The following is a 20,787-nucleotide window of genomic DNA, read 5'->3' on the forward strand; positions in this document are numbered from 1 at the left end:
TCGTGCGCAAGCATAGCGCCTAGCCCCACCGGGCGAGCAAGTCGTTCCGGCCCGAAATGGGTTCTCCGTTCCTTTCATGCTATTCCGCCGCTATGGGCGCGGCCGTGTCTTTCGCCGTTCGAGCGCCGCTAATATGGCCGCCTCGCTCTCCGGATTTTCGACCAGTGCGGACGACATCTCCTGCGCCTCCAGATAGGCATCCATCCATTCGGACCCTTCCCAGGTCAGCGACGCTAGCTTGCGGGCGCGCAGCGTCGCCATGCTCTTGCGCGCCATCTGGTTGGCGAGGTCGAGTGCGATCGGCAGCACGGCTGGGGCGGGGACGACATAGTTGAAGAAGCCAGTTGACTCGAGTTCACGCGCGGTGAAGGTGCGCCCGGTGTAAAGCATCTCGCGCACCTTGGCCTCTGGCATGCGCAGGCTCGCAAACAGGCCCGCGCTGCCGCCGACCAGTCCATAATCTACCTCGGGGCAGGCGAAGCGCGCATCCTCGGCTGCGATGCGCAGGTCACACATCCCGGCCAGCATCACGCCCACACCAACCGTTGCGCCGCGAATCGCCGCGATCATCGGGCGGTCGATATGGTGGAACCGTGGTAATTGGGCATTGATGAACTGATAGCGTTCCTTGCGCTTCGCGGCCGTCATCCCCTTGAATTCGTGCAGGTCCGCGCCGCCGCACCAAGCCCGCGCATCGTCCGGCGCAGTGATGACGATGACGCGGATCGTCTGGTCGGTCGCGACATGGTCGGCAAAGCGGCCGATCTCCTCATAGACGGAGAGCGACACGGCGTTGACGGGCGGGCGCGAGAAGGTGAGCAACCCTACGCCATTGTCCCGCACCTCCAGCGTGAAAGCACCAAAGCTGTGACTGACGGTCATGCCGCACGCCCCTTCACGCGATTTCCAGCGCCAGTTGCAGGTCCACGCCGGTCATGTCGCGCAACTGATCGATTGTCAGGCCCGGCACCATTTCAATAACATGCGCGCCCGCCGGGCCGACGTCGAAGATCGCGACATCGGTATAGACGCGCGACACGCAGGACAGGCCGGTCAGCGGATAGCTGCACTGCGCCACCAACTTGCTTTCGCCGCCCTTGGTCAGCAGGTCCATCATGACGAACACCTGCTTGGCCCCCACCGCAAGGTCCATTGCCCCGCCCACTGCCGGAATCGCGTCGGCCGCACCGGTATGCCAGTTGGCAAGATCGCCATTCACCGACACCTGGAATGCGCCGAGCACGCAGATGTCGATATGCCCGCCGCGCATCATCGAAAAGGAATCGCCATGATGGAAGAAGGAGCCGCCCGCGAGCAATGTCACCGGTTGCTTGCCCGCATTGATGAGTTCCCAGTCAATATCGTCTTCGGCCGGTGCGGGGCCCATGCCCAGTAGGCCGTTCTCGCTTTGCAGGAAGATCTCCCGTTCCTGCGGCAGGAAATTCGCCACCTTTGTCGGCAGGCCGATGCCCAGATTGACATAGGCGCCTTCGGGAATGTCCCGCGCGACCCGCGCCGCCATGTCTTCACGGTTCATCCGTTGCATTATGCTTGTCTCCTTCAGGCCGCAGCCGCGACGGATAGCGGCGCGACCTGCACCAGCCGGTTGACGAAGATGCCGGGCGTCACGACCGCTTCGGGATCGAGCGCACCCAGTTCCACCACTTCCGCCACTTGTGCGATCGTGGTCTTGGCCGCCATTGCCATGATGGGGCCGAAATTGCGTGCCACCTTGCGATAGACGAGGTTGCCCCAGCGATCCCCTGCGCGCGCCTTGATCAACGCGAAATCGGCATGGATGGGATATTCCAGCACATAATTGCGCCCGTCGATTTCGCGGGTTTCCTTGCCCTCGGCCAGCAGCGTACCATAGCCGGTCGGCGTGTAGATGGCGCCCAGGCCTGACCCCGCCGCCTGGATGCGCGCGGCCAGATTGCCCTGCGGCACCAGTTCCAGTTCGACCTGCCCCGCGCGATAGCGGGCGTCGAAATGATGCGATGCCGCCTGCCGCGGGAAGGAGCAGATCACCTTACGCACCCTGTTGGCTTTGATGAGCGCCGCTATGCCTGTCTCGCCCGCGCCCGCATTGTTGCTGATGATCGTCAGGTCGGTGGCGCCATGCTCGATGACCGCGTCCATCAGTTCATGGGGCGCGCCGGCATCGCCGAACCCACTGATCATGATGGACGCGCCATCATGAAGATCGGCGACCGCTTGTCGCAGGGACGGACTGATCTTGTCTATCATGCGAAATCCTCTCCTTTTGCGCCATCCATATAACCGACTATATTTCGGGTATTGGCGGCATCAACTCGTTACGTCCGTTTATGACAATATCCGCGCCGTCGCATAGCCCCCATCGACATAAAGCAAAGCGTCCGATGGATCGCTTTGCAGGACGGCATCGATCCGCCCGATGAAGATGCTGTGCGTGCCGTAGACATGCTCTGCTTCCAGCGCGCATTCAAATGCGGCGGCGGCATTTTTCATCAGCGGCTGCCCCAGTCTGCCTACTGTCCAGTCCGCTTCGATAAATCGGTCTTTGCCGGACAAGCCTCGTTGGGCAGAGAATATGGCTACGACTTCGACATCGCTGGCCGGTACGACATTCACGCTGAAGGCGGCGGCCTGCACGATCAACGCATGGGCGCTCGCGGTCCGGTTGACGCAGGCGAGCAGCATCGGCGGATCGGCCGTCAATGAATTCCAGGCGGTGGCGGCCAGCCCGGTCCTTTCCTCGCCTAACGCGCAGGTGATGATGGCTACGGCGCCGGGGACATGGCGCATGGCCTGGATGAAATCAGCGCGATGAGACGAAGGCTGCATCAAAATATTACCCGATTAAACATCGGATATTAATAGGATCGATAAGCGATCGAGGCAAGCGGCAATTCTGTTGCTTGAGTTGCCGGATATACGCGTTGCAGCTGGGGCGTAGGTGGATGATCGGCATGACGCGCCGGATCGGCAGGCTTTTCGCGACCTTGAACCGCAACCCGGCCATGTGAAGATCCCTTTCTTCAAGGCAACCTAGCGTTTGCATTATGTGGAGAATGCTGTTTGGAAGCCGCAAGTTGTGATGCTTCTATGCTCCCGTGCATCGACGCGCTGATCACGGGCGGCTTCTGGAAAGGCCTATGAACGAGATTATCCTGACCCCCGGTGCCACTGGCCTTGCCCAATGGCGCGCCATCTATCGCGGCGCCACACCTGGCCTCGACTCCGCCAGCGCCCCGGCGATCGCCGCCAGCGCCGCGGCCGTGGAGCGCATCATCGCTCGGCAAGCGCCAGTCTACGGCCTGAATACTGGCTTTGGCAAATTGGCCAGCGTCAGGATCGGCGACGATGATCTGGCGACTCTTCAGCGCAATATCGTCCTCAGCCATGCCGCTGGCACTGGCGATCCGTCACCGGTCCGGGTCGTGCGGCTGATGATGGCGCTCAAGCTGGCCAGCCTGGCGCAGGGCGCTTCGGGCGTGAAGCCGCAGACGGTCGCGTTGCTGGACGCAATGCTGCGCATGGGGTTGACCCCGGTCGTGCCATCGCAGGGGTCGGTGGGCGCCAGCGGCGATCTGGCCCCGCTCGCCCATATGGCGGCCGCTATGATCGGCGTTGGGCAGATTGTGCGGGATGGACAGGCTCTTCCAGCGGCCGCGGCCCTGGAAGGCGCCGGCCTGGCGCCGCTGACGCTTGGTCCCAAGGAAGGGCTCGCCCTGCTCAACGGCACGCAATTTTCCGCCGCAAACGCTTTTGCCGGCCTGTTCGAGACGGAAACTCTGTTCCAGTCCGCGCTCATCACCGGCGCGCTCGCGACGGAGGCAGCGAAAGGATCGGACACGCCCTTTGATCCGCGCATCCATGCCCTGCGCCGCCAGCCCGGCCAGATCGAGACCGCCGACGCGCTGCGCGCACTGATGGCCGGGTCCGCGATCCGCGCTAGCCATTTGGAGGATGATAGCCGCGTGCAGGATCCCTATTGCCTGCGTTGCCAGCCGCAGGTGATGGGCGCCGTGCTGGATCTCCTGCGTCAGGCTGCGACCACGCTGGAGAGCGAGGCCAATGGCGTTTCCGACAATCCGTTGATCTTCGCCGACACGGATGAGGCGCTGTCTGGCGGCAATTTCCACGCGGAACCGGTGGCCTTCGCTGCTGACATGCTGGCGCTCGCCATCTGCGAGATCGGGTCTATCACCGAACGGCGCATCGCCATGCTGATCGACCCCGCTTTGTCGGGTCTGCCGGCTTTTCTCACACCCCATCCGGGCCTCAATTCCGGCTTCATGATCCCGCAGGTTACCGCTGCCGCGCTGGTTTCGGAAAACAAGCAGCGCGCGACCCCCGCCAGCATCGATTCGATCCCCACTTCGGCCAATCAGGAGGATCATGTGTCGATGGCCGCCCATGGTGCGCGCCGCCTGCTCGACATGGCGCGCAACGCGACGGCGGTGGTTGGCATTGAACTGCTCGCCGCCGCGCAGGGCTGCGACTTTCACGCCCCGCTGGCCTCCAGCGATCCGCTGGAGCGCGTCCGCGCCCGCTTGCGGGCGGACGTGCCGCCGTTAGGCGATGATCGCCATTTCCATCCCGACATGGAAGCGGCGAACAGCCTGGTCCGCTCCGGCGCTCTGATGGCGGCGGCGGCGATGCCGCTTCCGGCGGTGGCATGAGCGACTGACTCGATATCGTCCGTGGCGATGCGCCATGCCCGCAAACGCTCGATCATATGCGGGAACAGGGGATCGCCCTGCCCGCCCTACGGACTGACCGGCTGCCGGGCGGCGGGGTGGGTCATACAGGCGAGCGTGCCCGCCAGCACCAGCCCGCCCGCCAGGATCAGCGGCGTCACCAACCCGCCGCGCGCCACCAGGACGGCGCCGATCGCCGCGCCCAGGCAGATGGCGACGACGCTGCCGATGCGCCGGCCCCAATTGGGGTTGCCGCCCCCCGCCAGACGGGAATCGGCGGCGATCCCGGTGATCGTCAGCGTCAGCACGGTGGTCGTCAGGTCGGGCACCTTTAACTGCCGGATCGTCGCATTGCGGAAACCCATGGCAATTGCGGTAAGGGCGATGATGGCATGGAGGCGGCCGCTCGGCGACTGGCTCGTCACGTCAAACCCCAGGGCTATGGCCGCCGCAGCCCATAGCAGCCCCGCCTCGACCAGCGCCGCGATCATCAGCCATCGCCGCAGCGGCAATCCGGCATGACCCTTGCCGATGCGCCCGGCCGCAAGCGCCCCGCCCATGAAGGCGATGATCGCGACCACATAGGACAGGGGCGCAAATCCGGGCGTGCCGACCGCGGCAAAGCCCAGGAAGACGATATTGCCAGTCATGTTTGCGGTGAAGACCTTGCCCAGCCCCAGCACGCTGATCGCATCGACCATCCCGGTGGTGACCGACAGCAGCAGGAGCAACCAGGGCAAGGGCGACGTCTCGGATTGGGGTGAAAGCATGGCAGGTTCCTAGATGCGATAATTGGCTTCAAGACCGACCATCGTGATCGTCCTGGCTGGACCGGTCTGGCGGATGAAGGCGCCGGGGGCAAAGGCGGACAGCGATGTGGACAGCTCCAGTTCGGGACTGACCTGCCAACCGACCGCCGCTTCCGCTTCCCCGCCGATGAAGCGGGCCGTGGCATTGCCGGGCGCGCGGATCATATTGCCGGGAATGTCGTAGACGCCATCGCCCTTGCTATATCGCCAATAGGCCATGGCCGCGACCGACAGGGACAGGGTGTCGCGCAGGACGAATGTGGCGCCGGGGTGGATATTGATGATATTGGTCGGGCCGATCGGCGACAGCTCGCCGAAATATTTTCCCTTAGGGAAGAGGGCGTTGAACGTGCCCAGCCGCCGGCCGCCCGGTTTGCGGTCGCCGCTCACCATGTTGAACCGCATCGTGACGCGGGGCGACAGGGGCAATTCGGGGAAGCCACGCGATATTTCTGTCGCCAGCGTCCATGCGCGAATGCGCTGCCCGGCAAAGCTGCCGACCTGCACCACGCCCTCGACATTCCAGCGCCAGTCGCCCGATGCGCCATGGCTGCGCGCGCCCAGGCTGTGACGCTTCTCCGCCCCCTCGACGCTACCGAAGCGCGCGGCGCCATTGCGATAGCCCAGATAATAAAGGTCCAGTCCCGGCATCGCGGCATAGGCGCCCCACAGGCTGCGCGTGGTGGAGGAGCGGTCATCGAAACTGCCCGGCCGGGCCTGCACCGGCTTTGCGGCAAAAGCGCTGATCGTCACGCCGCCGCTGCGGATGTCGGCGCGGACGCCGTCAAAGGCGAGCGGCACATTGGGGCCGTAGCGCGTGCCGACCAGTCGTTCGGTGCCCAGCGAGAGCATCTGCCGCCCCCCGCGCAGCGTAACCGGCCCGACCTCGACCTCGACAAAGCCCTGGAGCAGGTCGACGCGGCTCTGGTCGACGGGACTGGCGGATGGCGCGACGCCAGCCGCATAGGCGGCGATCGGCTGGACGAAGGCGCGCAGGCCGCCAGTATGAAGATCGATATAGGGCGTTGTGCGCAGCCACAGATAGGCGTCGTCCGGCGCCTGCGCCCCGCCCCAGAGATTGTCGCCGAAACTCTCCATCCGCGCCCGCACTTCCACACCCGTTGAGAGCCAGGCGTTATCGTCGATCGGGATATATTTAAGGTCTTCGGTCCAGCGGCCAGACCGGTTGGCGGGATCGGCCAGCTTGCTCCAATCCTCGTCAAAGCGGCTGTTGGTCAACGTTGGCGGCTGCCATGGCTCACCCGACTGTGCGAGCGCCGGACCGGCGGCTATCAGCGCGGGCAAGAGGAGCAGGCTACGCACCGAGCCCGGCCTTGTAGCGCGAGAGGAGGGCCGTGAGGACGAAGCCGCCAACCAGGCCGATATGTTCGAAAAAGCCATTCATCGCCATGAAGCGGTCCTGGCCCGCCATCGTCCAGAAATCATTGACGATGAAGGCGGCGATCAGGGTAAAAACCCCCAACATGCCAGCGCCCAGCCAAGCGAGCCGGTCGAGCAGGATCAGGAGCGGGCCGACAAGCTCTACCGCGATGGTGAGCGCAGCGAACAGGGCGGCGGGCTGGAGGCCGAAATGAGCCTGTTCGGCGATGGCGCCAGGCCAGTCGCTCAGCTTTACCATGCCGCCCAGAAGATAGGCGCCGACCAGCGCCAGCCGCGCTAGGAACCAGATGATGGGGTGATCAAGGATGGCGGTGATGAGGCGGGGATGATCAAGCGACATGGGGATGTTCCCGTCAGTTAAGGGTCAGACCGCCCAGCAGCCGCAGCCCAGCGCGCCCCAGAAACTCTGGACGTCGGCGGCGGGAACAGCGGCGCCCAGCGCTGCGGCATGGTCATGGCCATGGACGCCGCAGGCCGCGTGGCAACCACAGGCCGACGCCAGTTTCTGCGCGGTGTCCTGCCTGCGATAATAGCCGCCGAAGGTCGCGACCGGGGACCAGTCGGGCATGGCCTTGGGCGCCTGGGGCGCAAGCGGGCCATAATCGCCTTCGCCATAGACGATCCTGCCACCCAACACGGTCAGGACCGAACGGAGATGGGCGATCTCATCCTCGGGCACGGAGAAATAATCGTCCGAGAGGAGGGCGAGGTCAGCGAGCTGGCCGGCCTTGATCTGGCCCTTCTTGCCCACCTCGTTCGAAAACCATGTGTTGCGCTCGGTCCAGAGGCGCAGAGCGGCTTCGCGGTCGAGCCGGTTGCGCACCGGATAGAGCGCCAGCCCGCCGACCGTCTTCGACGTGACCAGCCAGGACAGCGACACCCAGGGATTATAGCTCGCGACCCGCGTTGCGTCGGTGCCGGCGCCGACAGGCACGCCGGCCGCTATCATCCGCTTGATCGGCGGGGTGGCTTCGGCGGCTTTTGCGCCATAGCGCTCGACGAAATATTCGCCCTGGAACGCCATGCGATGCTGCACGGCGATGCCGCCGCCCAGCGCCGCGATCCGGTCGATATTGCGCTCGCTGATGGTTTCGGCATGGTCGAAGAACCAGTTGAGGCCGTCGAGCGGAATGTCGCGATCGACCTTCTCGAACACGTCCAGTGCACGGCCGATCGTCTGGTCATAGGTGGCGTGCATCCGCCAGGGCCAGCGCCGCTCGGCGAGCAGGCGGATCACGGGCTCCAGATCGCCTTCCATATTGGCTGGCATGTCCGGCCTGGCGACACGGAAATCCTCGAAATCGGCCGCCGAATAGACCAGCATCTCGCCCGCGCCATTATGGCGGTAGCTGTCGTCGCCATCGCCCGGCTTGATCTGGGTCGACCAGCTGGCGAAATCCTTCAACTCTTCCTTGGGCTTCTGCGTGAAGAGATTATAGGCGATGCGCAGGGTGAGTTCGCCATCCTTGTGCAGCTTCTCCACAATCTCATAATCGTCGGGATAATTTTGCGATCCGCCGCCCGCGTCGATGACGCTGGTGACGCCCAGGCTGTTCAGCTCCCGCATGAAATGCTTCGTGCTGTTGAGCTGATATTCGGGCGGCAGCTTCGGCCCTTTGGCGAGCGTCGCATAAAGAATGGTCGCATTGGGCTGGGCAAGCAGCAGGCCGGTCGGATTGCCGGCCGCGTCACGCATGATCTCGCCGCCGGGCGGGTTGGGCGTATCCTTGGTATAGCCCACCGCCCTCAGCGCGGCGGCATTGAGCAGGGCGCGATCATAGAGGTGGAGGATGAAGACCGGAGTGTCGGGCGCGGCGGCGTTGATCTCATCGATCGTGGGCAGACGCTTTTCGGCGAACTGATGTTCGGTAAAGCCGCCGACTACGCGCACCCATTGCGGCGGCGGGGTGTTTTCGGCCTGCCGCTTGAGCATCGTCATGGCGTCGGCCAGGGTCGGCACGCCTTCCCAGCGCAGCTCCATATTATAATTGAGCCCGCCCCGAATGACATGGATGTGGCTGTCGATCAGGCCGGGGATCAGGCGGCGGCCCTTGGCGTCGATGACCCGCGCATCGGGGGCTGCCGCGGCCCTGACTTCGCCTTCGGTGCCGACAGCCAGAAACTTGCCACCGCGAATGGCGACCGCGTCGGCGACCGGATTTTCCCGGTCCAGGGTCGTGATCTTGGCGTTGACGAGGATCAGGTCTTGGCGGCTCATGGCAAGGCTCTCCGTGGCGGTCAGAAGGGCGGTGGTGGCGGCGCTGCTCAGCGCCTGGCGGCGGGTGATCATGCGTCATCGCTCCGATTGTTGGCTGGCAGCGAACCCAGCAGATGGTTGGCGCAGTCGGTGGCGACGAAGCGGGACAGTTCGGCCCGGTCGGCCAGGCGCCGGGCGAGCGGGATGATCTGCTCGCCCAGCAATATGCCTGCCAGCCCGACCAGGGCGATAATGGGTGGGGCGGGGGAACGGACGCCCAGCAGGCTGTAGACAATGCCGGCCAACAGCCCGGCGCCCAGCGAAAGTAGATAGGGCTTCATGACGTTCGCTCCTCCCTTTCCCGGCTCAGCCCTGAATGAAGGCGAGGATGTCGGCGTTCAGCCTGTCGGCATTCACCGTCAGCATCCCGTGCGAATAATCCTCATAGATTTTCAGCGTGGCGTTGGGCAGCAGGTCCGCCTGCAATACCCCGGCATTTTTATAGGGGACGATCTGGTCGTCATCGCCATGCAGGACAAGCGCCGGCACGGTGATCGCCTTCAGGTCGTCGGTCTGGTCGGTTTCCGAAAAGGCCTTGATCCCTTCATAATGGGCCAGCGCGCTGCCCATCATGCCCTGGCGCCACCAATTGTCGATCACGGCGGGCTTCACATCGGCGCCTTCGCGGTTGTAGCCGTAGAAGGGGCCGGCCGCGACGTCGCGGAAAAACTGGGCGCGATTGGCGACAAGGCCGGCGCGCAGACCGTCGAACACGTCCATCGGCAGGCCGCCCGGATAGCGATCGGTCTTCAGCATGATCGGCGGCACCGCGCTCACCAGCACCGCCTTGGCGACGCGATCTTCAGGCAGGCCATGGCGCGCGACATAGGCCGCCACTTCGCCACCGCCGGTCGAATGGCCGATATGGATGGCATTGTGCAGATCAAGATGCGCGGCGACCGCTGCGGCGTCGGCGGCATAATGGGCCATGTCATGGCCGAAATCGACCTGGGCGGAGCGGCCATGGCCGCGGCGATCATGGGCGATGACGCGATAGCCCTTCGACAGGAAGAACAGCATCTGCGCGTCCCAATCATCGGAGGAGAGCGGCCAGCCATGGTGGAACATGATCGGCTGGGCATCCTTTGCGCCCCAGTCCTTGTAAAAGATTTCGACGCCGTCCTGGGTGGTGATGAAGTGACTCATGGGATTGTCCTTATTTAAGAGAGACATGCTGTTCCCGTCATTCCCGCCTGCGCGGGGATGACGGGAAGAAAGGGGCAGGCTCAGTGGCCGCCTTCGGACGCGCCGAACATGGACTTGGCGTAGGTGATGCCCAGGCCATAGGCGCCGCCCCATTTGCGGGCGATGCCGGTGGTCAGGTCGTAGGTTTCGGCCCGCGCCCAGTCGCGCTGCAACTCGAGCAGATATTGCAGCGACGTGATCGGGCGGGCGCCGGCCTGGATCATGCGCTCGACGGCGCGTTCATGCGCTTCTTCGGAAATGTCGCCGCTGGCGTCGGTGATGACATAGGCCTCAAAGCCCTGTTCGATCGCGGAAAGGACGGGGCCGACGATGCAAACGCTGGTCCACAGGCCCGCGAACACCACGCGCTCCTTGCCGATTCGGTTCACTTCGTCGATGACGGCGGCGTCTTCCCAGCTATTCATGGACGTGCGGTCCAGCATCGCCTGGCCGCCAAAGGCTTCGGTGATTTCATCGAACATCGGACCGGAAAAGCTCTTTTCGGCGACGGTGGTGAGGATGGTGGGGACGTTGAACCCGGCGGCGGCATTGGACACCAGCGCGGCGTTGTTGCGCAGCAATTCGGGCGCGATCGATTTGGTCGCGAAGGCCATTTGTGACTGGAAGTCGATCAGGACCAGCGCGTGATTGTTCGGGTCGAGCAGGGCCTTTGCGGGGGTTGGGGTAGCGGTGATGGACATGGGTGAAACTCCTTCCTGAAACTTTGATCGCCCAATTGTCTGGGCCGAGAAGAGGTTTATGCCGAAACATTTATGCGAAACAGGCGCATAAAATCATCAAGATTGTTCGATAAAATAGAAAAGAAAACTTGCTTATTATCCCGCGACCTTGTCCGCGACTTTACCACGAAATCCCGTGCATCGTCTGCCTCTCCTTCCTTGCAACAGTTGGACCGGGGAGGTGAAGAAGCGCCATTGTCAGCCGTCTGGCTCTCTGCGATGAAATGGCGATGATCGATCCCCGCGCCCTGCGGATGTTCCTGGCCGTGTGCCGCGCCAATTCCATCAGCGGCGGCGCGCGCCTGCTCAACATCTCCCAACCCTCCGTGTCCAGCGCGATCGCGCAGCTGGAGCAGGCCGTCGGCGCCCTGTTGTTCGAACGCTCGCGGACAGGCATCAGCCTGACGGCCGAAGGCGAAATGCTGCTGCGCCGCGCGGAAACGGTCGACAGCGTGCTGCGCGAGGCGGAGGCGGAAATGCGGCTCGCCCGCAACGGCGTCACCGGACCGCTACGGGTGGGGGGAACGCCCGGCGCGCTGGTCAGCCTGCTACCGGCCGCCGTGCGACAGTTGGAGGACCGGATGGGCCGCTTTGCCCTCCATGTGGTGGAGCGGGCCGATCATGACCTCGCCACATTGCTGCGCACTGGCGAAATCGAACTGGCCTTCGTGACCACGGGGATCGAGGCGCCGCCGGATGATCTGGAGGAAATCACCTTTTCGCAAGACCCGTTCGCGCTGATCGTCGGTCGTCGCAACGATCATCTGCCGGCCGAACTCTCGCTGAGCGACATGAGCGCCATGCGCTGGGTGCTGCCGGAAGCGCGGGGCGCGTTCCGCCGACAGATCGACGCGCTGTTCATGGCGGCGGGCGTGCCCGTGCCGCAGGATGCGATACGGTGCGATTCGCTTCTGACTACAAAGGCGATCGTGCGCGGCAGCAGCCGGGTGACGATCCTGCCGATGCAGGTCGCGTCAGCCGAATTGTCGATCGGTGTGCTGCGGGCGATCAACATCAAGGAATCCACTTTCCCCCGCAGCATCGGCATTCGCCGCATGGCTGGCGGTCGCTTGTCTCGCCTGGGTGAAGCGTTGCTGGATATGTTGATCCATAGTTCCAGCCTATGATGTTCTCAAAAATCATTATTTTTCTTTAGTGCCAATACGGCGCATAAGCTGTTCCACAAGAATTTTCGGGGAGAGACGGGCCGTGCGGCAATTGATCCGTAACATCATGATCTTCGACGGAACGGGCGGCGCGTCGGTCTCGGGTGCGGTCCTTGTCGAAGGCGACCATATCGCTGCGGTCCTGCATGATGACGCCGCCATTGATGCTGTCGACGCCGACATCGTGATCGACGGTCAGGGCGGCACTGTGATGCCCGGCATGGTCGATGCGCATACCCATCTGACATGGGGCAGCTCGGTCGAGAAAATCTATCATCAATTCATCCTCCCGCCCGACGAGTTGAAGGTCGCCGCCTGGCGTAACGCCCGCGTTCTGCTCGACCATGGTTTCACCAGCCTCTATTCGGCCGGCGCGCTGGGCGATCAGATCGAACCGGAGCTGGCTCGCGCCATCGATGCCGGCGAAACGCCCGGCCCCCGCCTTGTCCCATCAACGCTGGAACGCAGCCCCGAAGGCGAGGAAGGCGTTGAAACCGGAGACGTGTTCAACGGTCGCGGCCCTGACGCGATGCGCGCCTTCGTCGCCTATTGCGCGGCGGAAGGGGTGAAGTCCCTCAAACTGGTCATCTCGGGCGAGGACGCCTTGAAGCCTGGTTCGTCGGGCGACATTCTCTACACCGACGATGAAATGGCGGCGGCCGGCGAGGCGGCGAGGGACGCCGGCCTCTGGATCGCCACCCATGCCTATTCGCCGCGCGCGATCCAGCTGGCGCTCGAAGCCGGCGCCCGCATCCTCTATCATTGCTCCTTCGCCGACGACGCTGCGATCGACGCGATGGTCGCAAAGAAGGACGAGATTTTCTACGCGCCTGGTCCTGGGGTATCGGTCGCCGCCCTGGAAGCGTCTCCGCCCCCCCATATCGACATGTCGTCGATGAAAGCGAGCGCGGCGGAGCGACTGGAGCTGGAGAAACGGCTAGTGCCCCGGCTCAAGGCGAGGGGCGTGCGCATCCTGCCCGGTGGCGACTATGGCTTCCCCTTCAATCCCAATGGCCGCAACGCGCGTGATCTGGAGCATTTCGTAACCTATTACGGCTTCACTCCGGCTGAAGCGCTGAGCGCCGCCACGATGTTGGGCGGCCAGTTGATGGGTCTGGATGTGGGCCAGGTGAAGCCGGGTTATCTTGCCGATCTTCTGCTGATCGACGGTGATCCCACGCAGGACGTCCGCATCATGCAGGACGCCAGTGCCATCAAGATGATCATGCTGGGCGGCCGAATGCATAAATCGCCGCTGGCCCAGCCCGTGACCGCCTGACCGGAAAGACGCTTTCATGTTTGACGTTGCGATCATCGGCTGCGGGCCGGTGGGGGCCTTTGCGGCCAATCTCCTTGGAAAATCCGGCCTGTCGGTCCTGGTGATCGAGCAGGAAGCGAACCCCTATCCGCTGCCCCGCGCGGTGCATCTCGATCATGAAATGATGCGGCTTTTCCAATCGGCCGGGGTCATCGATAAGGTCGCGTCCGACATGCGCGATACCGAAGGGCATCTGCATGTCGGGGCGGATCATGGCGTCATCCGCTACATGGGCACTGTGGGTCGTCCGCGTCCCTATAGCTGGTCGAACGACTATTTCTTCTACCAGCCCGAACTGGAGGATCATCTCCGTGACGCGCTGGCCGCCTATCCCAATGTTACTGTCCAACTCGGTGTCGCGTTTACAGGGCTGGATCAGGACGGCGAGGGCGTCACCCTGCGCCTGTCAGGGGATCGCGTCGAGCAGGCGCGCTATGTCATCGCCTGCGACGGCGCCCGCAGCGCGGTGCGCAAGGCGCTTGGTATCAGGCTGGATGATCTCGATTTCGAGGAGCCCTGGCTTGTGGTCGATGCCGAGGTCGATGGCCCCGTGCGCTTCCCCGACCTTTGGGGTGTGCCACAGGATGCCGACCTGCAAAAATTGTCGGTGATGATGTGCGATCCCAAGCGCCCGGCGACGATCGTGCCGGGACGCGGCAATCATCGTCGCTGGGAATTCATGCTGCTGCCGGGCGAAGACGACCAGGCGATGATGGAGCCGGAGGCAGTCGCCGCCCTTGTCGAACCCTATCTCTCCGGGGTTCCGCATCAGGTGGTGCGCGCGGCGACCTATCGCTTTCATGGTCTGATCGCCGAGCGGTGGCGGCAGGGCGGCGTCTTTCTGGCCGGCGACGCCGCGCACCAGACGCCGCCCTTTTTTGGCCAGGGCATGTGTCACGGTATGCGCGACGCCGCCAACCTCGCCTGGAAACTTGAGCTGGTGCTCAAGGGTCGCGCGCCCGACGCGCTGCTCGACAGCTATCAACCCGAACGTGATCCCCATGTCCGTGCTGTCATTTCGGCGGCCGTCGGAGCGGGCCGCTATATCTGTATGCTCGATCCTGAAGCCGCCGCCGAGCGTGACGCGCAGATGCGCGACGCTGCAAAGGACGCACAGCATGGCACCGCCGCCGACCTGATACCGGCAATCGCCGTCGGCATCATCGCCGCCGGAACGCCGGGGGCGGGCGAACGCTTCATCCAGCCGCGGGTCGGTGAACGCCTGCTCGACGACATAACGGGCAGCGGCTGGCGCCTCTTCACCGGAACTTCGATGGATGGGGGCGATGTGACCGTCATCGATCTCGCCCAACTCGACGATCAGGGCGCAATCGCGGTCTGGCTCGCCGATCGCGACGCCGACGCGGTCCTCGTCCGACCCGACCATTATGTCTTCGGCACCGGCAAGCCTGCCGACCTCATCGCCCGCAGGAATGCCCTGATCGCCGGCCCCGTTCATCAGGAGATCGCCGCATGAGCCTCACCCTTGCCCAGGCCCGCGTCATCATCGACACCGCGTTGGCCAAAGGCCGCGCCGACGCCGCGCAGCCGCTCGCCGTGGTGGTGCTCGACGCCGGCGCCCATCCCGTCGCCTGCGTGCGCGAAGATGGCGCCAGCCTGTTCCGTTTCGACATTGCCAAGGCCAAAGCCTCTGGCGCGCTGGGGATGGGGGCGGACACACGGGTCATCGCCGGGCGTGCCGCCTCCAACCCTGTCTTCTTCCAAAGCGTGGTGGCCGTCACCGGCGGCCAACTCGCTCTGTCCCCCGGCGGCGTCCTGATCCGCGAAATGGAAGGCGCGGTGATCGGCGCCGTCGGGATCAGCGGCGACACAGGTGATTGCGACGAAGCCTGCGCCATTGCCGGCATCCTCGCCGCCGGACTTTCCCATGGAGACGTGACATGAAACTGCGCAGCATCGAACTGGCGCTGCCGGGCGCGGCCCAGGCCGCCGCCTTCCTGACCGACATCTGGGGCATGGCCCCGGCGGCGGTGGAGGACAATATCCATTATCTGCGCGGATCGGGAAGCTTTCCCTATCTCGTGGCGCTCGAGGAATCTGCCGATTCCTATGTGCGTTCGACCACCTTTACCTGCTCGGCCGAACGGCTTGAACAGCTCAAGCGCAGCGTCACCGAGGCGGGTTTGCCCGCCACGCCGACCATCTCCAAGGATCCGGGCGGCGGCCAGGGCATCATCGTCGAACTGGCCGAGGGTGAGCTGCTGCGCTTTTTGGTCGATGCCGCGGAAGTGGAACCGATCGAGGGCGTGGACCTGCCGGTCAAGCTGACCCATGTGGTCTTCAACAGCGCTGACGCCGAAGCAACCGGCGACCTGGTCGAAAAGGCGCTGGGCTTTCGCGTGTCGGACCGGACCAAGGGCATGGTCTTCGTGCGCTGCAACGACTCCCACCACAGCACCGCTTTTGCGCGCGCAGGTTTTGCCAGCCTCAACCATATCGCTTTTGAAATGGCGGACATGGATGCGGTGATGCGTGGCATCGGCCGCCTGCGCGATCAGGATATGGCGCCGGCCTGGGGGCCGGGCCGCCATGGGCCCGGCGCCAATGTCTTCGCCTATTTCGTTGCACCCTTCGGTCCGGTGATCGAATTTTCGACCGCCGTGAACAAGGTGCCCGAGGATTATCGGCCCGGCGCGCCGGAAGACTGGACCTGGCCCGAAGGCCGGATCGACCAGTGGGGCATGTCCGACAAGGATTTTGCCGGCCTGCGCGCCGCTGAAGAAAAATTCCGCCATCGCCGCGACTGGGAAGCCCAATCCCTGGGTCAGTCGCTCGACGTCCTGACAGAGGAAAATCACTAATGCGCTATGTCAGCTTCCGTCGCCCCGACGGCACGCCCAGCTTTGGCCGCCTTGATGGCGAGATGATCGTCGAACTGGCCACCGACACGACACCCAGCCTGAAGGCGGCCCTGACCGACGGCAGCCTCGCGACCCTGGCCGATGGCGCGTCCTTTGCGACCGTCGATGTCGTATTGCTGCCGGTGATCCCCGACCCCGCCAAGATATTGTGCGTCGGCCTCAACTATGCCGAGCATGTCAAGGAGACCGGGCGCGAGCAAAAGGCGCATCCCGCCATTTTCGTGCGCTATGCCGACAGCCTGATCGCCGATGGGCAGCCGATGGTGAAGCCCGGCGTGACGACGCGCTTTGACTATGAGGGCGAACTGGCGCTGGTGATCGGCAAGCCTTGCCACAAGGTCGCCGCCGCCGACGCCTGGGGCCATGTCGCGGGCTATGCCGCCTTCAACGACGGCAGCGCGCGCGATTGGCAGCGGCATAATATCCAGTTCACGCCGGGCAAGACCTTCCCCGGCACGGGCGGCTTCGGCCCGGCGCTCGTCACGCCGGACGAGATTGAGAACCTCTCCGCCCTGCGCGTGCAGACCCGCCTCAACGGGCAACTGGTGCAGGATCAGCCGGTCAGCGACATGATCTGGGATATTCCCGCGGTCATCGAATATGTCAGCGCCTTCACCCCGCTTGCTCCCGGCGACGTGATCGCCACCGGCACGCCCGGCGGCGTCGGCGATAAGCGCACGCCGCCGCTCTATATGAATGCGGGCGATAAGGTCGAAATTACCATCGGCGTCATTGGCACGCTCACCAATCGCATCATCGACGAACAATAACCCGAGCAACCCAAATATAAGAAGGGGAGGAGTAACCATGCACAAGTTAAACCAGACTGTTGCAGCGCTTGCTGGCGCGAGCATCATTGCCCTGTCCGCGCCGGCCCATGCCCAGGATGCCGCGCCGCAAGAAGCGGTCGACACACCTGCCTCGACTGCCGGCGCGGACATTGTCGTCACCGCCACCCGTCGCGCCGAACGCTTGCAGGACGTGCCGATCGCCGTGTCGGCAATCGGTGGCGACCAGCTGGCCGAAAGCGGGTTCCAGCGCCTGACCGACATCCAATATCAATTTTCCGGCGTTCAGTTCGGCACCTCGCCTAATGACAGCGGCTTCCGCCTGCGCGGCGTCGGCACCGCAGGCGGCTTTTCAAGCTCGTCAGAACAGAATGTCGGCACGGTGGTCGACAATGTGGTCGTCCCCTTCGGCAATCCGATCAACAGCCTGGGCGACTTGGAACGGGTCGAGGTGCTCAAAGGGCCGCAGGGCACCCAATTCGGGAAGAACGCCTCATCGGGCGTCGTCAACATCACCACGAAAAAGCCGAGCTTCGACAAGGTCGGTGGCAAGGTCTTCGCGTCCTACGCCGAACTCAATGAGGTCAATGTAAACGGCAACATCAACCTGCCGCTCAGCGCGAACATGGCGCTTGGCGTCTTCGGCTTCTATCGCCGCAATGACGGCTTCCTGCACAATGTCACCCTCGACAAGGATTGGGGTGGTGAGGAAAGTTACGGCGCACGCGCCAAGCTGCTGTTCGAGCCCAGCGACAATCTGAGCTTCTACCTGATCGGCGACTATTCCAAGATCGACCGGACCGGCCCCGGCCAGCTCTGGTCGATCGCTCGCCTGCCCAGCTTCGCCAATCCGCTGATGGCGGCGCGTTTCGGTAATCTGGCCGCGCTCGGCATCGTTCCCGGCTTCGATAATACCAAGTCGGCGGAAGATTATGAGAGCTACACCAGCGAACAAAATTATGGCGCTTCGCTCGAAATCAACCTTGGACTTGGCGACTATGACCTGACGTCGATCACCGCCTGGCGGCGCCTGGACGAAGGCCCGCAGCGTTTCGCCATCGACGGCAGCAGCGTGCCCGTGTTCACGTCTCAGCAGACCGGTGTGGACCAGAGCTTCCTGTCGCAGGAACTGCGCATCACGTCGCCGGCCGGCAATGCGCTGGAATTCACCTCTGGCGTCTATGCGTCCCGCCGGAAGGTCGGCGACGATAATGACTTCAATAAGTCGCAACTGCGTCCCGCCGCGCCCTTCAACCCCTTCATCGTCAATATTTCGGGCGGACAGAGCAACACGCAAACCCGATCGGACTCCTTGGCGGCCTTCTTTGACGGCAAATTCAATGTGAGCGAGCAGTTCGCGGTTATCGGCGGCCTGCGCTACCAATATGACTGGGTGAAATCCGCCAGCTATTCCATCATCGACCCCGCCTATCCGCCCAGCCCGCCCGGACCGCCGGTGGCGGGGCAGGTCAACTTCTACGCGCCGCGCGCTCTTGCGGAAGGATCGACGAAAAAGGGCGACTGGTCCGGCCGCTTCGGCTTCCAGTTCAAACCTGACCGCGACCTGATGGTCTATGGCACCATTGCACGCGGTTATCTCGGGCCGACGGTCACTTTCTCCGGCCTTACCGGGCAAAAGGTGGAGGTCGGGCCGCAGACGGTGCGCGACATCACATTGGGTGTGAAGTCCCAACTGTTCGATCGTGCCGTGACGCTCAACGCCAATATTTTCTTCGACAAATATAATAATCTTCAGACATCCGTGTTCAACGGGCTTGAATTCCTGACCGAAAATGCCGGTGGTTTCGAAGCCAACGGGTTTGAGGTCGAAGGCTCTTGGCGCGTCACCCCGGTATTTTCGCTCAATGCCTCCTTCACCTATTCGGATACCAAATTCACCGATTATGTGACGGCTTGCCCAGGCATCGTGAAGACCGGATATACCTGCTACCTGGATGGTACGACCAGCCTAGTGCAGGCGGCCGGCGAGCCTCTTTCGGGCGCGCCCAAATATAGCGCGACGGCGGGTGCCGACGTGCGGCTGCCGATCAATGACAGCCTGAGCTTCGATACATCGGCGAACTTCTATTATCGTAGCCGGGTGCAATATGCGGCCGCGACCGCTTATGCCTCGCAGCCGGGATATGGCACGATCGGCCTCAACGCGGGCATCGGTCATCCCGACGGGAACTGGCGGATCGGTGTCTTCGCCCGCAACCTGCTTGACCAGCGTTTCCATTCCGCCGTCATCACCCTCCCGTTCAGTGATCCGGGCGGCTATGTGAACTGGATGACGCGGGAGGGGCGTCGCACGGTTGGCGTCTCCGCCGAAATGCGCTTCTGATGAAGGTGGGGAGCGGCCCGCCAGGGCTGCTCCCATGATGTTGTGACCGGCGTGCAGCGATAAGCCGGGACGGATGGAGTAAGGATGTGACGGCAAGACAATTGATCTCCATGGCGGTCATATTGGGCCTGACGGCTCTGGGCGCGGACCTGGCCCATGCGGCGCCGAACTGTCCTGCGCTGCGCTGGACGACACTCGGTACGGCGGGCGGGCCTGTGCCGACGGCGGACCGCGCTGAACCGTCCAACCTGCTGGTGGCGGGCGATCAGCATATCCTGGTCGATGCCGGCGACGGCACGGTGAACCAGCTCGCACGCCTCGGCCAGGATATGCGCCGCATCCGCACGGTGTTCATCAGCCATTTGCATCTGGACCATAGCGGTGGGCTTGGCGCTGTGATCGGGCTGCGTTGGATGAACCAGTTTCCGGGGCAAATGACCATATATGGCCCGCCGGGAACCCAGCAGGTCGTGGACGGGATCGTCGCTTCCATGGCGCCGCCCGCCCGTATCGGCTTTGGCCTTGGCGCGCTGCCGCCCACGCCCGCCGGCTCGGTGCGCGTCATCGAGCTGCGCGATGGGCAGGCGATCGACCTGGGCGAAGGCGTTGCCGTTCGCGCTGTCGCAAACAGTCATTTCGACCATGACGGCGCGCCCGATCCTGACACCGTCTCGCTCAGCTATCGATTCACGCTGGGCGACCGGTCAATCACCTATACCGGCGATACCGGTCCCAGCGCGGCGGTCACGAAGCTTGCCAGCGGGTCCGACATGCTGGTGAGCGAAGTGATCGATCTTGATCGCCTGCTGGCAGAAATCCGTCAACGACGCGTCGATGCTTCGCCCGAAATGCTGGCGTCGATGAAGCAGCATCTTTCGACTCATCACCTGCTTGCCGCCGACATCGGTCTCATGGCGTCGCAGGCAAAGGTTGGTCGCGTGGTCCTGACGCATTTCGCGGTCCCTGGCTTGTTGAGCGAATCCGAGCCGACGCTGCGCGGGGACATCGGTAAAAACTATGCCGGTCCGCTCGACCTCGCACGGGATCTATCGAGCTTCGATGTGGGATGCCGATGACCCGCGCCGCGATCGCCGCCATGGGGACGGACCTTGGCCCCGACATCCTTGCGCAATGCCGCGCCCTCTTCGATGGTGAGCAGGCGGCGTTCGCAGCGGCTACGCCCGCCAGCGCCGCCCACATCGCCTATGGCCC

20 protein-coding genes are annotated in these 20,787 nt (G+C 63.8%); 9 read left to right on the plus strand and 11 right to left on the minus strand.

Going from position 1 to position 20,787, the window contains the following annotated elements:
• Window positions 1–90: 90 nt before the first annotated feature.
• From C100_RS35960 to C100_RS35975, 4 genes are all read right to left on the minus strand, one after another.
• Window positions 91–882 (minus strand): enoyl-CoA hydratase/isomerase family protein, encoded by a 792-nt coding sequence (locus tag C100_RS35960; RefSeq protein ID WP_024019908.1) that lies wholly within the window; start codon window positions 880–882, stop codon window positions 91–93.
• 13 nt (window positions 883–895) lie between these two features.
• Window positions 896–1,546 carry a 3-oxoacid CoA-transferase subunit B gene (locus tag C100_RS35965; RefSeq protein ID WP_024019909.1) on the minus strand — a complete coding sequence of 217 codons (651 nt, stop codon included), beginning with the start codon at window positions 1,544–1,546 and terminating at the stop codon, window positions 896–898.
• A gap of 14 nt (window positions 1,547–1,560) precedes the next feature.
• Window positions 1,561–2,247: a 3-oxoacid CoA-transferase subunit A gene (locus C100_RS35970; RefSeq protein ID WP_024019910.1), complete on the minus strand. Its 687-nt coding sequence runs from the start codon at window positions 2,245–2,247 to the stop codon at window positions 1,561–1,563.
• A gap of 78 nt (window positions 2,248–2,325) precedes the next feature.
• Window positions 2,326–2,826 (minus strand): flavin reductase family protein, encoded by a 501-nt coding sequence (locus tag C100_RS35975; RefSeq protein ID WP_024019911.1) that lies wholly within the window; start codon window positions 2,824–2,826, stop codon window positions 2,326–2,328.
• A gap of 311 nt (window positions 2,827–3,137) precedes the next feature.
• Here C100_RS35975 and hutH point away from each other — a divergent pair, with 311 nt between their 5' ends.
• Window positions 3,138–4,667 (plus strand): histidine ammonia-lyase, encoded by a 1,530-nt coding sequence (hutH, locus tag C100_RS35980; protein ID WP_024019913.1) that lies wholly within the window; start codon window positions 3,138–3,140, stop codon window positions 4,665–4,667.
• Between the two features lie 86 nt (window positions 4,668–4,753).
• Here the strand turns inward: hutH and C100_RS35985 are convergent, their stop codons facing one another.
• The 7 genes from C100_RS35985 to C100_RS36015 form a co-directional block, all read right to left on the minus strand.
• A complete protein-coding gene (locus C100_RS35985; protein WP_024019914.1) occupies window positions 4,754–5,455 on the minus strand; it encodes a YoaK family protein in 702 nt (233 codons plus the stop codon).
• Between the two features lie 9 nt (window positions 5,456–5,464).
• Window positions 5,465–6,817, minus strand: a complete 1,353-nt coding sequence (locus C100_RS35990; RefSeq protein ID WP_024019915.1) for an alginate export family protein — start codon at window positions 6,815–6,817, stop codon at window positions 5,465–5,467.
• Entirely contained in the window at window positions 6,810–7,235 is a 426-nt protein-coding gene (locus C100_RS35995) for a DoxX family protein (RefSeq protein WP_024019916.1), read from the minus strand. Before C100_RS35995 ends, C100_RS35990 begins: the two co-directional genes overlap by 8 nt.
• 24 nt (window positions 7,236–7,259) lie before the next feature.
• Window positions 7,260–9,185 carry an amidohydrolase gene (locus tag C100_RS36000; protein ID WP_024019917.1) on the minus strand — a complete coding sequence of 642 codons (1,926 nt, stop codon included), beginning with the start codon at window positions 9,183–9,185 and terminating at the stop codon, window positions 7,260–7,262.
• On the minus strand, window positions 9,182–9,433 hold the full coding sequence (locus tag C100_RS36005) for a DUF1427 family protein (protein ID WP_024019918.1): 252 nt from the start codon (window positions 9,431–9,433) through the stop codon (window positions 9,182–9,184). Before C100_RS36005 ends, C100_RS36000 begins: the two co-directional genes overlap by 4 nt.
• A gap of 25 nt (window positions 9,434–9,458) precedes the next feature.
• Complete coding sequence (locus C100_RS36010; protein ID WP_024019919.1) at window positions 9,459–10,298, minus strand: alpha/beta fold hydrolase; 840 nt, start codon at window positions 10,296–10,298, stop codon at window positions 9,459–9,461.
• An 80-nt stretch (window positions 10,299–10,378) separates the two neighbouring features.
• Window positions 10,379–11,038 carry a hydrolase gene (locus C100_RS36015; RefSeq protein WP_024019920.1) on the minus strand — a complete coding sequence of 220 codons (660 nt, stop codon included), beginning with the start codon at window positions 11,036–11,038 and terminating at the stop codon, window positions 10,379–10,381.
• 269 nt (window positions 11,039–11,307) lie between these two features.
• Between C100_RS36015 and C100_RS36020 the strand changes: the two genes are divergently transcribed.
• The 8 genes from C100_RS36020 (at window position 11,308) to C100_RS36055 (ending at window position 20,651) form a co-directional block, all read left to right on the plus strand.
• Window positions 11,308–12,204, plus strand: coding sequence for a LysR family transcriptional regulator (locus C100_RS36020; protein ID WP_031309447.1), 897 nt, complete (start codon window positions 11,308–11,310; stop codon window positions 12,202–12,204).
• A gap of 82 nt (window positions 12,205–12,286) precedes the next feature.
• Window positions 12,287–13,522 (plus strand): amidohydrolase family protein, encoded by a 1,236-nt coding sequence (locus C100_RS36025; RefSeq protein WP_031309449.1) that lies wholly within the window; start codon window positions 12,287–12,289, stop codon window positions 13,520–13,522.
• A 16-nt stretch (window positions 13,523–13,538) separates the two neighbouring features.
• Window positions 13,539–15,038 (plus strand): bifunctional 3-(3-hydroxy-phenyl)propionate/3-hydroxycinnamic acid hydroxylase, encoded by a 1,500-nt coding sequence (locus C100_RS36030; protein WP_024019923.1) that lies wholly within the window; start codon window positions 13,539–13,541, stop codon window positions 15,036–15,038.
• Complete coding sequence (locus tag C100_RS36035) at window positions 15,035–15,466, plus strand: GlcG/HbpS family heme-binding protein (RefSeq protein ID WP_024019924.1); 432 nt, start codon at window positions 15,035–15,037, stop codon at window positions 15,464–15,466. The genes C100_RS36030 and C100_RS36035 overlap by 4 nt, the downstream gene beginning before the upstream one ends.
• Window positions 15,463–16,383 carry a VOC family protein gene (locus C100_RS36040; RefSeq protein WP_024019925.1) on the plus strand — a complete coding sequence of 307 codons (921 nt, stop codon included), beginning with the start codon at window positions 15,463–15,465 and terminating at the stop codon, window positions 16,381–16,383. Before C100_RS36035 ends, C100_RS36040 begins: the two co-directional genes overlap by 4 nt.
• On the plus strand, window positions 16,383–17,213 hold the full coding sequence (locus C100_RS36045; RefSeq protein ID WP_024019926.1) for a fumarylacetoacetate hydrolase family protein: 831 nt from the start codon (window positions 16,383–16,385) through the stop codon (window positions 17,211–17,213). The genes C100_RS36040 and C100_RS36045 overlap by 1 nt, the downstream gene beginning before the upstream one ends.
• A gap of 37 nt (window positions 17,214–17,250) precedes the next feature.
• Window positions 17,251–19,575: a TonB-dependent receptor gene (locus tag C100_RS36050; protein ID WP_024019927.1), complete on the plus strand. Its 2,325-nt coding sequence runs from the start codon at window positions 17,251–17,253 to the stop codon at window positions 19,573–19,575.
• Between the two features lie 86 nt (window positions 19,576–19,661).
• Window positions 19,662–20,651, plus strand: a complete 990-nt coding sequence (locus tag C100_RS36055) for an MBL fold metallo-hydrolase (RefSeq protein WP_235219066.1) — start codon at window positions 19,662–19,664, stop codon at window positions 20,649–20,651.
• Window positions 20,652–20,787 lie beyond the last annotated feature (136 nt).

Source organism: Sphingobium sp. C100 (genome assembly GCF_000508185.1).
Classification (GTDB): domain Bacteria; phylum Pseudomonadota; class Alphaproteobacteria; order Sphingomonadales; family Sphingomonadaceae; genus Sphingobium.